Source organism: Pauljensenia sp. UMB3104, from assembly GCF_030217285.1.
Classification (GTDB): Bacteria; Actinomycetota; Actinomycetes; order Actinomycetales; family Actinomycetaceae; genus Pauljensenia.
Window position 1 is genome coordinate 1 of sequence record NZ_JASONN010000032.1, and the last position, 15,562, is coordinate 15,562.

A 15,562-nucleotide genomic window follows, 5' to 3' on the forward strand; every position below is an offset into this window, starting at 1 on the left:
CCAGATTCACAGACACGAAAAGCCTCCCATTCCCTGGACTTCAATTTCGATGTCCAAGAAACGGGAGGCAGTTCATTGATGCTGACGAGGTCGGGGCTTCGCTATGCCCGGAAACACGGGACTTTTCGGGTGTGATGACTCTCCTTATCGTGCACGTTTGATCGTGACCAGGGTCGCATGCTGGGACGAATTGCGGTCGTGCTTGAAGTTTGTTTGTGTCGTTCCTTGTATACGTGTAACCTTGAGCTTTCACACTGTATGGGTCCGATTCTCTCGCCAGCTGGTAGAATAGTTCTGCTATCCACGCAAGCATCCAGGAGTCAATCCATGTCGTTTGAAATCGGTCAGACGGTCGTCTACCCGCACCACGGCGCAGCCACGATCGAAGAGGTCATGACGCGCACCATTCGTGGTGAGGAGCGGACGTACCTGAAGCTGCGTGTGAATCAGGGTGACCTCGAGATTCAGGTCCCTGCCGAAAACGTTGACATGGTCGGCGTTCGTGACATCGTCGACGAGGACGGCCTCGAAGAGGTCCTGTCCGTCCTGCGCGCCCCCTACATTGAGGAGCCGACCAACTGGTCGCGTCGTTTCAAGGCGAATCAGGAGAAGATCGCCACCGGTGACATCGTGAAGGTCGCCGAGGTCGTGCGCGACCTGACCCGCCGCGATGACCTGAAGAAGCTGTCCACGGGTGAGAAGCGCATGCTGACGAAGGCCCGTGGGATCCTGACCTCCGAGCTGGCCCTGGCTCGCAACATCGAAAAGTCTGCTGCCGCCGAGCGTCTCGATTCTGTCCTGGCTGAGGGTCGCATTGAGATCGAAGAAGATGCCGTCGCAGAGTGAGGCCTGCGCGGTCCTGACGGCCGCCGGCTCCGGCTCTCGCCTCGGCTGCGAGTGTCCGAAGGCCCTCGTTGAACTCTCGGGTCGCCCCCTGGTCTGGTGGGCGGCCCGCGGCCTACGCGCCGGGGGAGTGGGTGCGATCGTCGTGACGGCGCCGGCCTCGGCGATCGAGGAATTTCGCTCCGCCCTATCCGATATCGACGACCTCACCGTCGTCGCTGGCTCCGATCGTTCGCGTCAGGAGTCCGTGGCCCTGGGACTTGCTGCTCTCGGGCAGTGCGAGGCGGACACGGTCGTCCTCGTGCATGACGCGGCGCGCCCCCTGACGCCCCCGCAGGTCACCGAACGCGTCATTGATGCAGTGCGCGGCGGCGCGGGCGCGGTCATCCCCGTCCTGCCGGTCGCCGACACCCTCAAGACGGTGGACGCCTCGGGCGTCGTGACGGGCACGCCGCGGCGCTCCGACATGGTGGCCGTGCAGACCCCGCAGGGTTTCCGCTGGGATGTGCTCACGCGCGCGCACGAGGCGGGCGCCTCTCTGGGTGCGGACGAGGCCCGGGCGGCCACGGACGACGCCGGCCTCGTCGAGGCGATCGGCGGCACCGTGCACACGGTCGCGGGCGACGAACGGTCCATGAAGGTCACGCGCCCCCTTGACCTGGCGCTTGCGCGCCTCCTCGCTGCCGAAGACACGGGTGCCTGAACAGCGTTTTTCGATCACGCATGGTGGCTGGGCAATCGCGGTCAGGACGCGCTGGTGGTTCCCCGGCCTCGTTCCTGGGGTGGCCCGAGGAGAGCGTCACACGTGAAACGTGGTAGTTTCACCCTGGACGCACACGCGCCACCGAGAACTCCCCACTGAAGGAGCCCGATTCCATGAGCACAACGCCCACCGCCCGCCGCCGCGTGATCACGCGCCAAGTCGTCGAATGGGCGGCCTGGGACTGGGGCAGCGCCGCCTTCAACGCGGTCGCCACGACCTTCGTGTTCACGACCTACCTGACCAGCGACGGTGTCTTCACCGACTCGGGCACGGCCTCGACCTGGCTCAGTAACGGTATGACGATCGCGGGCCTGTTCATCGCCCTCCTCGCCCCCATCACCGGCCAGCGCGCCGATCGACGAGGCCGGGGCGGAGTCTGGCTCGGATGGTTCACCGGGTTGGTCGTCGCCTGTATGCTCGCCATGTACTTCGTACACCCCGAGTCGGTCCTCGGGCCCCGCGGCGCCCTCATGCTGGGTATTGCGCTGCTCGGCCTGGGTAACGTGTTCTTCGAGTTCGCCTCCGTCAACTACAACGCGATGCTGAACCACCTGGGGGAGAAGGAAGACCGCGGCAAGATCTCGGGCTTCGGCTGGGCGTCCGGCTACATCGGCGGCATCGTCCTGTTGCTCATCCTCTACGTGGGCCTCATCGGCGCGAACCTGCTGGGCGTGCCCACGGACGAGTACCTGCCCATCCGAATCTCTATGGTGATCGCGGCCCTGTGGTTCGGCGGCTTCGCGATCCCTGTCATCCTCCACCCGCCGCTGCCCAAGAAGGTCCACACCGGCGGCGATCACGAGTCGATCATCGACTCCTACAAGCTCCTGTGGCGCACGGTGCGCACCCTGAAGAACGAGGCCCCGCACACCCTCTTCTTCCTCATCGCCTCCGCCGTCTTCCGCGACGGTCTCGCCGGCGTCTTCACCTTTGGTGCGGTGCTGGCCAAGACCGCCTTCGGTTTCAGCGCCGGACAGGTCATGATCTTCGCGATCGCCGCGAACATCGTCGCCGGCCTCGCGACCGTCGCCTTCGGCTGGGTCGACGACAAGATCGGCCCGAAGAAGGTCATCATCCTGTCCCTGTGCGCGATGGTCGTCGCCGGCTTCGGCGTCTTCTTCCTGCACGCCCGCGGCCCCATCGTCTTCTGGACCCTCGGCCTGACCCTGTGCGTCTTCGTCGGCCCCACCCAGTCCGCGTCCCGTTCCTTCCTGTCGCGCATAATCCCCGCGGGCCGCGAGGGCGAGGTCTTCGGCCTCTACGCGACGACCGGCCGCGCCGTGTCCTTCATGGCGCCGGCGATGTACAGCCTCTTCCTCATGCTCGGCAAGCGTATGACGCCCGCCGGAGCGGACTACACGTACTGGGGCATCCTCGGCATCATGCTGATCCTCGGCATCGGCCTGGCCCTCACGATCCCCGTGAAGGCGGACCGCGCGACCCTGCACCACATGGAGGGCTGAGCTCCTCGACGAGGCGCCCGCGCCCCCAAGCGATACGTCCCCGACGCGACCGAGCAAGTCTCGGACGTCGGGGACGATCCTTTGTCGATCCGCTTAGTGGGTGTCGGGAGTGAACGCGACGAGCCTGTCCTTCGTGACGCCCACGAGGAGATCGTCGTAGACCCACGTGAGGTTGGTGGCCTCGTCGAGTTGCTCCGACCTGTTTGTCACGTTGTCCGCCATCGCAAACACGAACGCGGGAGTGCCTGCGGGACCCGCGCCCCGAAGGTAGAGGACGCTGCCGTCAGCGCTGGAGCGCATCGCGACGGACGAGAAGAAGTTGGGCTGGCTGCTCTCCTTCAGGAATGCCCCGTCAGGTTGCATGCTGAGGGACTCGCCGGTGGACGTGGAGACCTCAAGTGATGGTGGCGAGTGATCGGTGGCTCCCTCGGCGCTGACGAAGCTCGTCGTCCAGGGGGCGGTCTCCTTCGTATAGAAAGATCTGAGCTGCTCGAGTGTCGGCAACGAGGCGTCGCTCGTGGGACGGACCCAGTCGATTGTTATCTTGTACGTGTCGACGACGGTGCCGCTCGGATCGTAGGCGGTCACCGTGTTGCCGTCTCTCAGCACGGCCACGCCGTCGCTCGCAAGCGTGACCTGAGGCTTGATCTCCTCGTCCTTCGACGGGGGCGTGCCGAGGGTCCGTAGCTCCCCGGTGCGCGGATCGATGAGCTGCGGGGCAGCGTGCGACACGTCGACGGGCACGAGTACCGAGGTGTTCTCCCCGCTGCCAGTGAGCGCGTCCGTCGGGTGTGTGATGGGGGAGAGGAACGTTAATCCGGTGCGGTTTTGAGGCGAGGTCCTCGTGCTCCATCGTTGGGTCCACGTGCCCGCCTCGTTCGTCCAGCCGCTGCAGGTTTCGACGGTGTCACACGTGACCACGACGCCCTGGGTGAACCCCATGGGCAGGTCGTCGCCCCAGGGGACGTGGGTCTGATCGCCGGTCGTCTTATCGACGAGGAGTGGGCCGATGATGAGGTGTGTGTCGGTGGAGAGAAACTCGGGGAATGCGTAGGTGCGCAGACGCGGTGGGCGTGGCCCGGTGGACGTCCACAGGGCGCTCGGCTCGGTGCCCGACACGTCGTAGGCCGAGATCGTCGTGACGGGATTCGAATTTGGGCCGTAGGACACGGCGTAGAGCGTGGAGCCCTCCGCGAACAGCCGCGGTGGTACGGCGGCGGCTGCAGCATCGAAGGGCTGCGTCCATGCGACGGCAACTCCCGAGGCCCACTCCGGGGAGATGGCGCGCGTGTCCTTCGCTGTACCGTGGTAGCCCGTCAGAGAGGAATTCCCCCAGTTCACGTCTGCGCTCGGCCAGGTGCGATGTGTGACGTGCTGGTCGCACATGTTCAGGATGAATGCCAGTATGAAGGCCACCCAGGTGAGGAGAAAAAAGCTCAGCCACGGGACGTGACTCCGTCTGCGAGGAGCGCGTGACGCCTCGGGGTGCGTGTCCATCGAATCGTTGCTGCTCACGAATCGTTCCTTCCGCTCAGGAGTGCCACTGTCACGCCGTGTGCGGCGTAAAAGCCACGATCGTGTCGTCGACGACGCCGACGAGGAGGTCATCGAACACCCAGGTGAGGTACTCGGCGCCGTTGAGCTCCTCAGAGACGTACGCGGCCCCGGTCCTCGTGTCGACGAAGACGAATCCGCCCTGCCCCTGCTGTGTGTTGAACTTCGCGAACACCACATCCGCTCCGGGGCTGACGCGAATTTCAGAGGGGACGTAGGCCACGTATGTGCGGCCCAGGTTGTTGTCGTTGGGGCACACCGGGCGGCTGGGGCTACCGTCGGTTGGAGTGATCGTGAGGATGGGGCATCGCTCTCCCTGCGCCCTGTTGACCTGTGTCACCGTTGCCGTCGCCCACGTCGGGGCATCCCCGGCGAAGAACCCCTGAATGTCGGAGGTGGAGGGGAGGGTGTCGTCGTTTGTCGTCATGCGCCCGCCCGTTGAGGCAGGCTGCATTCCCACGAGGAACCCACCCGCATCGAAGGTGAGAGCCGTGTACGCGTCGTAAGTGACGATGCCGTCGCGCGCGAGGAGCACATTACGAGGGTTGTTCGTGTCATAGGAGGCGGGATCCTCGAGGTCTGTCACCACTCCTGTGCGCGGATCGATGAGCTGGGCCGGATGCTCGCTTGTTTTGATCGGCAGGAGTACGCTCGTCGTCTCATTGTCTGTGACGACCCTGCTGGTGGGATGGGTGATCCTCTCCGAGCTCAGATTGTCGAAGGACTGCGTTGCTGTCCAGGAGCTCCACTGTTGCGTCCATCCGGAGGAGTCCCGTGCCCAGCCCTTGCACGTCCATATCCCGTCGCAGGTCACGACAATGCCGTCAGCGAAGGCGATCGGCTTCGTGTTCTCCCAGGGTGTCGAGGCGATGTGACCGGTGGCCTTGTCGATGGTGAGGGTGTTAAACGCGATGTCCGTGTCGGTGACGACGAATTCAGAAGTTTCGACGTAACGGGTGTTCTGCGCGGTTGCGGACCATAGTTGGCGGGGCTCGGTGCCGGACAGGTCGTATGCCTGCGCCACGACGGTCGGAGAGGACCCCTGCCGGGACTCAAAGGTGGCATAGAGCGTGCTTCCTTCGGCGTGGAGGAAGACGACGGGGCTCGTATCGCCTGGGGTGAGGGGGATGCGCCACGCCGTCTCGATGCCCGAGGCCCAGTCGGGAGACAGGAGGTGCGTATTGATCGCCTGCCCGCCATAGCCTGCGGTCGGGGCGTTCGTGTCGTACGTCCGCGCAGTGCGCTGCAACGACGGATCGTTGGAGTGGGAGGGCCAGATCCACGAGCCGACGAGAACAACGAGGATGACGACGGCGAGTGTCGTCACGATGTGAGGCAGCGAGAACAGATGTTTCTCGCGAGAAAACTGCTCGGTGGGCGCGTGACGCACCATCCCCGTGCCCTGCTCGCGCGCGGGGACGCGTGGGGGTGGGGTGTGATCACCATTGCTCATGAGTAGTTTCTATCACACCCGGGGTGGGTGGTGTTACGACGACGCCGGCACGAATGCCGTGAGTCCGCTGTCGGTCATCCCGATGAGCATGTCGTCGAAGACCCACGTGGGCTTATCCATCGCATTGAGTTCGGATGACGTGTAGGTGAGCCCGTTGGCGATGTCGATGAAATACTTGCTCTTGTCCTCGCGCGTAAAAGCGTCGATATAGAGAGCTGATCCGTCGGCGCTGACGCGCAGCTGGCGTGGTTTCATCACGCAGTACTCGGTCGCGTAACGGCGAAGTTCCTCCGGGAGGTGGGTCTTACGCGTCGATCCGCCAGCGGAGAGAGTGGCCACAAGCTTGCAGTCGTTGTCGCGGTCCAGTTCGACCGTACCGCTCGACCATTTCGCTTCCCCCTCGGTCATGTACTTTTTGAGTCCTGAGATGCTCGGGTACGTCCCGTCATCACTGACCACCGGCAGAAGAAGCATGCGCGGCGCGCTGAACGTGGACTGCAAGGTTCCGTCACTGTCGAAGAGAGAGCCATGCGACTTGACGTTGTCGAAGACGAGGTAACCGTCGGACGCGACTTCGACGCTCGGGGACTTACTGTCTTCGTCTGAGCCGCTCAGGGTGGTCAGCTCGCCCGTATGGATGTGAATGATCTGGGGACGTTGCGAAAAGTGCGTCGGGAGCAGGGCGGAGGTGTGCTCCCCGCTACCCGAGAGCACGAACTGAGAGGGCACGTAATCCAAGAAATGTTGCTCCAACCCGCTTTCACTCAGCTGCCCTGTTGGTGTTGTCCACAGGGTCGTCCATTCGCCGGCCGCCCTCGTCCACCCGTTGCAGGTGGACGGCGGTGTGCAGGTCACGAGGATGCCGTCGGCATATGCGAGGGGGAAAGCCGCACCCCAGGGGGCTGGGGTCTGCTCGCCGGTCGTCTTGTCGATGATGACGTCGCGGAAGAAGACGCTGTCGTCGCTCGAGACGAACGCGGGCGTGTAGGGGCTGGATACGTCACTCGCTGAGGGGCCGGTCGAAGACCATAGGAGGGCGGGTTGTTCCCCTGACACATCGTAGGCAGTGACGGTGACGGCTTGGCTGGAGTCGCCCTCGGGAGAGCCTGGACCGACGAGGTAGACGGTCGAACCGTCGACGTACATCTGGGGTGGGAGAGCGGAGTGCTGCTCCGGAATGGGCAGCGTCCATGCGGTGGCCACGCCCGAGGCCCACTGAGGCGATATCGAGTGCGTGTTCGTGGCGCTCCCGCGGTATCCGGGTGCGCGGGCGGGCAGGTTCGCCGCATGTTCGCGCGCGTCCGTGCTCGTCGCGGCGGTGGAGTCCGCCGACGGCTTCGACGAAGGCGCCGACGAGGACCCGAACAGGCCGGGAGCGAAGAGAACGATCCCAAAGTTGAGCGTGGCGACGCAGGCGAGCACGATCATAACGACGGATGGCTTGCGCTTGACAGCTTCCGTGTCGACCCGCGTCCCGGAGGACTCCGGCCTCGGGGTGTGGAGCGCCGTCGGTGTTTCATCGCCAGCGGGCTGCTCCTGAGACGAGGCCGTGGCGACGGTCGGGGAAGCGGTGTCGTTCGAGGTGGGCGCAGTCTCCTCCGAGGAGAGCCCGTCCGGCGTCAGAGCGTCTACGGGCAGGGCGGCGTCGGCCTCGTCGGTGAGCGGTGATGGGGTCTCGGCGAGGAGATCATCCAAGTCCGGCAGTGGCGCCAACTCCGGCAGAGGCGCGAGGTCAGGCAGCGGCGTGAACCCGGGCAATTCCCCGAACTCGGGGAAGTCGGGCGCGTGTATATCCGCGTTCGGCGTATCGGAGGGGCGAGTGCGCGCCTCGTCGTCGGAACCGCGGTGGAGGTCATCGTTGCTCATGAGTTGTTTCTCTGAGAGGGCAGTCGTGGTCTGGTCATAGGACGGTGATCTCAGGAGGACGCCGGCACGAATGCCGTGAGTCCGCTGTCGGTCAAGCCGATGAGCATGTCATCGAAGACCCACATGGTCTGTTTCGGCAGGTTGAGAAGGTTTGATGTGTAGGTGAGCCCGTTGGCGGTATCGATGAAGTACCGGCTCTGGTCCTGGTAGGTGAAGGTATCGGCGTAGAGGACCGAACCATCCGCGCTCACGCGAACCTCCTTCGGGCTGAAGAGGCACGTGCCGGTCATGTATGGGCTCAGCACGCCGGGGACCGGAGTCGTGTGCGACGACCCGTCGGAGGTGAGGGTGACCTGGATGGAACAGTCGTCCTTATCCACGAGGCCTACCGTTCCTGTCGCCCAATTCGCGGTCTTCTTCGTCATGAAGGTCTTGATGTCAGCGGTGCTCGGCTGGTTGCCGTCACGGCTGACTGCGGGTAGACGCAGATATTCATCGTTTGAGTATGTGGATTGGCGGGCCCCCGAGCTGTCGGTGAGGAACCCCTGCTTCTTGCTGACGTCGGTGATGACGAAGCCGTCGGTCGCCACCTCGACGTATTGGCCCAAGCCTGACTGGGCGGGGCTGGGCAGGTACGTTGTCTTACCGGTATGGATGTTGATGATCTGCGGGGTTTCCTGATAGCTGGAGGGGACCAGGACGGAGGCGAGTTCACCCGTGCCGGAGCGTGTGGTGCCTGCGGGCGCATAGTCCAAACCCTGGTTACTCAACCCGTAGGACGTCTGTGGATTCGTTGTCGTCGTCCACAGATTCGTCCACTCGCCGGAGGTTTGCATCCACCCGCGGCACGAGGATGTCGTCGAGCAGGTCACCACGATGCCGTCGGCCTGCGCGAGGGGAAAATCATCGCCCCACGGGGCCTGTGTCTGCTCGCCGGTCGCCTTGTCGATGACCACGTCGTGGAAAAAGAGCTGGGTCTCGCTCGACACGAACGCGGGTGTGTACGTCATGATCGCGGAGTTTTCCGTGGGGCCGACCGTGTCCCACAGGAGGGTGGGTTCCTCCCCGGACAGGTCGTAGGCCTGAGTTCTGACGGCGGAACCGCGCTGGCCCTCGATCGTGTCGTCGCCGGCGATGTAGAGGACCTGACCCTCGGCGAACATCTGCGGTCCGAACTCAGTCATTTCTGACGGCAGCTCGAGCGTCCACGCGGTGGCCACGCCCGAGGCCCACTGAGGCGATATTGAGTGCGTGTTCGTGGCGCTCCCGCGGTATCCGGGGGAGCGGGTCGGCAGATCCGCCGCATGCTCGCGCACCTCGGAGTCCGCCTGTGTGCTGGCGCTCGACGAGGTCTGCGTACCCCAAGGTGTCGATGATGAACCGTCGCGAGTGGACGAGAGAAACGACGCGCCCAAGCCGATCGCGATGAGAGCGACGAACGCGATGAGGAGGTTCGGCTTTTTCTGCCTCGGGGGCACCGAGGCTCGCGGGGTCCTCGCGGGCGTGGGCCCGACGGTGATGGCCGGCTGCGGTGCCTGCGTGGCTGCGGGCTGCCTCCTCGGCGAGGCCGTGGCGGCGGTCGGACGCGATTCCTGCTTGTTTGCGGACCGTTTTTGCGACGAGGCCGTGGCGGCTTTGTGGGAGGCGCTGTGCGTCCGGGCTGTCGCAGCTCCCGCCGTCGGTGCAGATCCCGTCTCAGGGACTGCGTCTGGCTGAGGGACGTCGGTCGGCACGGGCGGTGTGACGCGAAGGAACTCGTCGAGGTCCGGCATCTCCAGGTCCGGCATCACGATCTCTGGCATCGCCGACTCCTGCAACGCGTCCAACTCTGGCAGCGGCGCAAGTTCGGGCAGATCTGCGAACCCCGGAAGATCCCCAAAGTCCGGGAGTGCTGAGATATCGAGCTGCGACAGGCCATCCCACGCGTCGGAAGAGTGAGCGCGTGCTGCGTCGTCGGACGTGTGGCGGAGGTCGTCGTTGCTCATAACATGTTTCTACCACGCTGCGTCCCGGCGGGCGCTCGCGGGTTACTCCTCGGCGCGCACCATGAGGGCGCTCGCCAGCGCGGCCACGCCCTCGCCTCGTCCCGTGAAACCCAGGTGATCCGAGGTCGTCGCCGACACGGTGACCGTGCCTCCCGCGATCTCGCTCATGACGGCGCAGGCCTCGGGCAGGCGAGCCGCCATGCGAGGCCGGTTCCCGACGACCTGCACGGTTGCGTTGCCCAGAACCCAGCCGGCCTCGGCGGCCATGCGGCGCACCTCCTCAAGCAGTGCGCGCCCCGACGCCCCCGCCCACTCCGGGCGATCCACGCCGAAGACCGTGCCGAGCTCGCCCAGACCCGTCGCCAGCAGCATCGCGTCGCACAGCGCGTGCGCGGCCACATCCGCGTCCGAATGCCCCTCAAGAGGACGCTCTCCCGGCCACTCCAGGCACGCGACCATGAGCGTGCGCGGCGAGTCGGGAGCGGCGAACGCGTGGACGTCGACCGCTTGGCCGATGCGGAAAGGAAGTTCAGTCATGGCACCAGGGTAGCGTCAGGCGGAAGCCGGCGTAAAGGCCGTGACCTGGCCGTTCGACACCGCGATCAGGAGGTCATCGAACGCCCACATCAGCTGATCCACGGTGCCCAACTCCGTGTCCGTGTGGACGACGTCCCCGTTCGTGTCGAGGAAGTAGACGTGCTCGATCTCCCTCCCGGTGTCATCCGCGATGTACGCGGCCGCGCCGTCGGTGCTCACGCGCACCTGCGCCATCCTCGCGTAGCAGGGCTCGCTGGAGGTGTCCGACAAGTCCTTGACGTTGTGCACGATGCGCGAGGGGCCACCCGACGTCAGGGAGACCGTGACGTCCTTGCACTTACTGCCCGACACCTCGACCGTGCCCGTCGCCCATGGGCTCTTCCCGTTCTTCAAGTAGGCCTGCAGCTCCTCGATGGTCGGGGCATTTCCTCCGTCCGCGATCCCCGGCAGGGTGGGTGCGGCCTCGAAGGAATTAATGAGTGTCCCAGAGGCGTCGTAGAAGCGCACCATGTTGTTGTTGTCCCGGATGGCGACGCCGTCGCTCGCTCGATAGACGCCGCGTCGGTAGGTGGAGGGGTCCCACCGAGTGCTCTCACCGAGCGTCGTGACCGTTCCCGTGCGCACGTCGATCAGCTGCAGGGATCGCTTGTCTTGAACGGGTACCAGGATCGACATCTTGTCGCCGCTGCTCACCGCCGGGCCGCCGGGTATGTCCCACAGGCTGCTGTGTACGTCCTGTAGCGAGGTGATCGACTTCCACTGCTGCTTCCACTCGGAGGACTCCCACGTCCACCCGGTGCAGGTTTCCGCGCCCGAGCACGTCACGAGGACATCTCCGACCACCGTGAGTGGAGCATCATCCAGCCAGGGAGCATCCTCAACCTCGCCCGTCGTTTTATCGACCGTGGAGTTGCCGACGATGAGCTTGTCGCCGATCGTGACCATGCGCAGCGAGAAGCGGTAGGAATCCCGCTTCACCTGAGGGTTGCTGGAATCCCAGATGACCTGCGGCTGCGAGCCTGAAATATCCACGGCGGCGACGTCGAGACCCTCACCAAGGGATGGGGTCGCGGCCACGTACAGGGTCGTGCCGTCGACCAGGGTCGTCACCTCCTGGTGCTCCCCGCGGACCGCGGAGACGTTGTCGAGGGTCCACGCCGTGCCGATGCCCGCCGCCCAGGCGCTGGAGATGTTCCCGGTGCTCGTGGCCGCCCCGGCGTAGCCCTGAGCGCTCTTCTTCTGCTCGCGCGGCGCAGAGCCCCACGGCCCGAAGAAATAGCCGAGGACCATGAGGACGACGATGAGGAACGCGAGGATCGACAACGCGATGAACCAGGCGCGCTTCGACGACATCCCCGAGGGAGCGCCCGGATCGTTCGGGCGCGCGGCGGGGTTGGGGATCGGCGTCGGCGAGGCAAACACGTTCGTCGACGAGGCGGGCCCACTCGCGTACGGGGTGCCCGTCGGCGGCGGGGGAACCGGGGCGCTCGAGGAATCGACAGCGGTGGGCTGCGTCCACTGGGAATCGTTCGTACTCACCCGTCGTTTCTACCACACGCTCCTGGCGCAACTCCGCCCAGCCCGGCCCCGGCCTCGTCCATCCGTGTGACGAGGAACGGGCGCCCTCGCAGGCCACGCCCCCTCTCCGATAGGATCGACCCGTGCGCTACATTTCGACACGACGCGGCCCCAACACGCCCACCCGTTCTTTCAGTGACATCCTCCTGGAAGGTCTCGCCCCCGACGGCGGCCTCTACCTGCCCGAGGAGTACCCGACGCTGTCTCGCTCCGACCTGGACGAGCTGCGCATCGTCCTGCGCGAGGACGGCTACGCGGCCATGGCCGCCGGCATCATCTCCCTCTTCGTCGACGACATCCCCGCCGGCGACCTGAGCGCGATCACGGCCCGCGCCTACCGCACCCCCTCCTTCTCCGACCCCCAGATCGTCCCCGTCGACGCCCTGGAAGGCACCGGCCTGCACATCGCCCACCTCTCGAACGGCCCCACGGCCGCCTTCAAGGACATGGCGATGCAGCTCCTCGGCGAACTCTTTGAATACGAGCTCACCCGCCGCGGCGACTGGCTCACCATCGTCGGCGCCACTTCCGGCGACACCGGCTCCTCCGCCGAGTACGCGCTGCGCGGCCGACGCGGCCTCTCCGTCGTCATGCTCACCCCCGCCGGCCGCATGACCGCCTTCCAGCGCGCCCAAATGTTCTCCCTTCTGGACGAGAACATCGTCAACGTCGCCGTCGATGGTGTGTTCGACGACTGCCAGGACCTCGTCAAGGCCGTCAACATGGACGCCGACTTCAAGGCCACCTGGCACGTGGGCGCCGTCAACTCCATCAACTGGGCGCGCCTGCTCGCCCAGGTCTGCTACTACGTGGCCACCTGGCTGCGCCTCACCGAGGAGGGGGCCGACGCCTCGTCCACGGTCAGCGTCGTCGTGCCGTCGGGCAACTTCGGCAACGTGTGCGCCGCCCACATCGCCCGCCAGATGGGTGTGCCGCTGGGTACCCTCGTCGTCGCCACAAACGAGAACGACGTCCTCGACGAGTTCTTCCGCACCGGCGTCTACCGCCCCCGCTCCTCCGCGGACACGCTGGCCACCTCCAGCCCCTCCATGGACATCTCCAAGGCCTCGAACTTCGAGCGCTTCATCTTCGACCTGCTCGGCCGCGACGGGGATGCCACCCGCGCTTTGTTTGAGACGGCCCTGGCCCGCGACGGCTACTTCGACCTGTCCGGCACGCCCGAGTTCGCCTCCCTGCGCGAGACCTACGGCTTCATCTCCGGCACCTCCACGCATGCGGACCGCCTCGCCGAGATCGCGCGCACCGAAAAGGAAAGCGGCTACCTCCTCGACCCGCACACGGCCGACGGCGTGCACGTCGCCCGTGCCGTTCGCCCCCAGATCGAGGGCCCGCTCGTCGTCATGGAGACCGCTCTGCCCGTCAAGTTCGCCGACACTATCCTCGAGGCCACCGGCCACCTCCCGCCCGTGCCCGAGCGCTTCGCGGGCATCGAAGGACGCGAAGAGCGCGTCACACCGCTCGCCAACTCCGCCGAGGACCTCAAGGCCCTCATCGCCGAGCGCGTGCGCCCCGGCGCCTGAGGTTTCTTTCACTCGACGAGGCCCGAGCCCCCACCCGCGAAACCGCGCCGTTTCGCCGGGTGAGGCCCGGGCCTCGTTACATACTCCCGGAGAGCGCCCGCGTCGCTCCCCGCCGCGCCTCGCCAGGTAGGATTGGTGCCATGCTGCACCTGTACGACTCCAAGAGCGCCCGCATCCAGCCCCTCAACCCGGTCACCCCCGGCAAGGTCGGCATCTACCTGTGCGGCGCCACCGTACAGGGATCCCCGCACGTCGGCCACCTGCGCGCCGCCGTCTCCTTCGACACGCTGATCCGCTGGCTGCGCCGCAGCGGCTACGAGGTCACCTACGTCCGCAACGTCACCGACATCGACGACAAGATCCTCAACAAGTCGGCCGAAGCAGGCTGGGACTGGTGGGCCTGGGCGTACCGCTTCGAGCGCGAATTCACCGAGGCGTACGAGACCCTTGGCGTGCAGGCCCCCACGTACGAGCCGCGCGCCACCGGCCACATCCCGGACCAAATCGACCTCGTTCAGCGTCTCATCGACGCGGGACACGCCTATTCGGATGGACGCGGCAACGTCTACTTCGACGTCCACTCCCAGGGCGACTACGGCTCGCTCACCCGCCAGCGCCTCGTCGACATGCGCACCACCGAGGACGACGCCCAGATCGACGAGGCCGTTGAGGCCGGCAAGCGCGACCCCCGCGACTTCGCTCTCTGGAAGGCCAGTAAGCCGTCTGAGCCGGCCACGGCCTCGTGGGACAGCCCCTGGGGACGCGGCCGACCCGGCTGGCACCTCGAATGCTCCGCCATGTCGCGGCGCTACCTCGGCGACGAATTCGACATCCACGGCGGCGGCATCGACCTGCGCTTCCCGCACCACGAGAACGAGCAGGCCCAGTCGCACGGCGCGGGCTGGCCCTTCGCGCGCCTGTGGGTCCACAACGCGTGGGTGACCACCAAGGGCGAGAAGATGTCCAAGTCGCTCGGCAACGTCCTGTCGATCGGTGCGCTCACCGAGGAGTACCCGGCCGTCGCCGTGCGCTGGGCCCTGTCCACCGTCCACCACCGCTCCGCCATCGAATGGGGCCCCGAGACGTTGCCCGCCGCGCACGCCGCGTGGGAGAAGTTCTCGACCTTCGTGGCTCGTGCCATCGAGGCCGCCGGTGAGGCTCCGGCCTCCGAGATTGCCCTGGCACCCGCCGACCTGCCCGAGGCCTTCGTCGCCGCCATGGACGACGACCTCAACGTCGCCGGTGCGCTCGCCGTCCTGCACGAGCACCTCAAGGCCGGCAATGCCGCGCTTGCTGCCGGTGACGTTTCTGGCGTGTACCGCGAGCAGGTCCTCGTCCGCTCCATGCTGGACGTGCTGGGCCTGGATCCCGCCTCCGAGCAGTGGCGCGGACAGGCCGGTATCGGCGCGGGCGCTTCTGGCGCGGCTGCCGCCGAGCACTCGGCGCTGGACGCGCTGGTCCAGGCCGTGCTCTCTGAGCGGGCCGATGCCCGCGCCGCCAAGGACTGGGCCCGCGCCGACGAGCTGCGCGACCGCCTCGCCGCCGCCGGCGTCACCGTCGCGGACGGCCGCGACGGCGCCACCTGGAGTGTTGGCTGATCGGCGATTTCTGACAGCTGTCGCCAGGCCCCGGGAGCGTGAGCTCCCGGGGCCTTGTGCGTGCCTGCGGGACGGGCGCCGCAGCCAGGCCCGGCCGCCGCCCACAGGCACCGCAGCCAGGCCCGCGTCTCGCAGTTTCCGCGGTTGCTCTTGTGATTTGGTGCGCTGCACCCGATCCGTAGGCAGTGCACCCCTTCTGATCGGGTGTCGCGCCCCGTAACGGGTGCAGCGGCCCTCGCCATAGCAATTTCGCACGTAATTCCCCTGCGAGTACTTCAAACATTGAATTCATGTCGTTGGGATTGTGGCCTGGTCTGGTTTTGTGGACCGGGTGTTTTGAGGGTTGTTGGTTGTTATTGGTGGTGTTGTGCCCATTGGCGC

The 15,562-nt window shown here is 66.1% G+C and carries 11 protein-coding genes; 5 read left to right on the forward strand and 6 right to left on the reverse strand.

The features are described from left to right. The first annotated feature begins 327 nt into the window (after positions 1-327). From QP415_RS10080 to QP415_RS10090, 3 genes are all read left to right on the forward strand, one after another. Positions 328-846, forward strand: coding sequence for a CarD family transcriptional regulator (locus QP415_RS10080; RefSeq protein WP_285099924.1), 519 nt, complete (start codon positions 328-330; stop codon positions 844-846). Next, a complete protein-coding gene (ispD, locus tag QP415_RS10085) occupies positions 830-1,546 on the forward strand; it encodes a 2-C-methyl-D-erythritol 4-phosphate cytidylyltransferase (protein WP_285099925.1) in 717 nt (238 codons plus the stop codon). Before QP415_RS10080 ends, ispD begins: the two co-directional genes overlap by 17 nt. Before the next feature lie 173 nt (positions 1,547-1,719). Then, on the forward strand, positions 1,720-3,069 hold the full coding sequence (locus tag QP415_RS10090) for an MFS transporter (protein WP_048677301.1): 1,350 nt from the start codon (positions 1,720-1,722) through the stop codon (positions 3,067-3,069). Between the two features lie 93 nt (positions 3,070-3,162). On the opposite strand, the gene QP415_RS10095 is transcribed toward QP415_RS10090, so the two are convergent. The 6 genes from QP415_RS10095 to QP415_RS10120 are packed head-to-tail and all read right to left on the reverse strand — an operon-like array spanning position 3,163 to position 12,003. Next, the gene (locus QP415_RS10095; protein WP_285099926.1) at positions 3,163-4,584 is read right to left on the reverse strand and encodes a hypothetical protein; all 1,422 of its coding nucleotides are present in this window, start codon (positions 4,582-4,584) and stop codon (positions 3,163-3,165) included. Positions 4,585-4,615: 31 nt separating this feature from the next. Further along, entirely contained in the window at positions 4,616-6,076 is a 1,461-nt protein-coding gene (locus QP415_RS10100; protein WP_285099927.1) for a hypothetical protein, read from the reverse strand. Between the two features lie 33 nt (positions 6,077-6,109). Further along, the gene (locus tag QP415_RS10105) at positions 6,110-7,942 is read right to left on the reverse strand and encodes a hypothetical protein (protein ID WP_285099928.1); all 1,833 of its coding nucleotides are present in this window, start codon (positions 7,940-7,942) and stop codon (positions 6,110-6,112) included. Positions 7,943-7,992: 50 nt separating this feature from the next. Continuing rightward, positions 7,993-9,927 (reverse strand): hypothetical protein, encoded by a 1,935-nt coding sequence (locus QP415_RS10110; RefSeq protein WP_285099929.1) that lies wholly within the window; start codon positions 9,925-9,927, stop codon positions 7,993-7,995. 42 nt (positions 9,928-9,969) lie between these two features. Then, positions 9,970-10,464: a 2-C-methyl-D-erythritol 2,4-cyclodiphosphate synthase gene (ispF, locus tag QP415_RS10115; protein ID WP_285099930.1), complete on the reverse strand. Its 495-nt coding sequence runs from the start codon at positions 10,462-10,464 to the stop codon at positions 9,970-9,972. Positions 10,465-10,479: 15 nt separating this feature from the next. Next, a complete protein-coding gene (locus QP415_RS10120) occupies positions 10,480-12,003 on the reverse strand; it encodes a hypothetical protein (RefSeq protein WP_285099931.1) in 1,524 nt (507 codons plus the stop codon). A gap of 122 nt (positions 12,004-12,125) precedes the next feature. Between QP415_RS10120 and thrC the strand changes: the two genes are divergently transcribed. Together thrC and cysS are read left to right on the forward strand one after the other, a co-directional pair. After that, the gene (thrC, locus tag QP415_RS10125; RefSeq protein ID WP_285099932.1) at positions 12,126-13,583 is read left to right on the forward strand and encodes a threonine synthase; all 1,458 of its coding nucleotides are present in this window, start codon (positions 12,126-12,128) and stop codon (positions 13,581-13,583) included. Between the two features lie 140 nt (positions 13,584-13,723). Beyond that, on the forward strand, positions 13,724-15,181 hold the full coding sequence (gene cysS, locus QP415_RS10130; RefSeq protein ID WP_285099933.1) for a cysteine--tRNA ligase: 1,458 nt from the start codon (positions 13,724-13,726) through the stop codon (positions 15,179-15,181). Positions 15,182-15,562 lie beyond the last annotated feature (381 nt).

What these genes read in the sequence shown, in the direction of transcription:
- QP415_RS10080 (WP_285099924.1), top strand. Translation starts at nt 328, where the DNA reads ATGTCGTTTGAAATCGGTCAGACGGTCGTCTACCCGCACCACGGCGCA.
- ispD (WP_285099925.1), top strand. Translation starts at nt 830, where the DNA reads ATGCCGTCGCAGAGTGAGGCCTGCGCGGTCCTGACGGCCGCCGGCTCC.
- QP415_RS10090 (WP_048677301.1), top strand. Translation starts at nt 1,720, where the DNA reads ATGAGCACAACGCCCACCGCCCGCCGCCGCGTGATCACGCGCCAAGTC.
- QP415_RS10100 (WP_285099927.1), bottom strand. Translation starts at nt 6,076, where the DNA reads ATGAGCAATGGTGATCACACCCCACCCCCACGCGTCCCCGCGCGCGAG.
- QP415_RS10105 (WP_285099928.1), bottom strand. Translation starts at nt 7,942, where the DNA reads ATGAGCAACGATGACCTCCACCGCGGTTCCGACGACGAGGCGCGCACT.
- QP415_RS10110 (WP_285099929.1), bottom strand. Translation starts at nt 9,927, where the DNA reads ATGAGCAACGACGACCTCCGCCACACGTCCGACGACGCAGCACGCGCT.
- ispF (WP_285099930.1), bottom strand. Translation starts at nt 10,464, where the DNA reads ATGACTGAACTTCCTTTCCGCATCGGCCAAGCGGTCGACGTCCACGCG.
- cysS (WP_285099933.1), top strand. Translation starts at nt 13,724, where the DNA reads ATGCTGCACCTGTACGACTCCAAGAGCGCCCGCATCCAGCCCCTCAAC.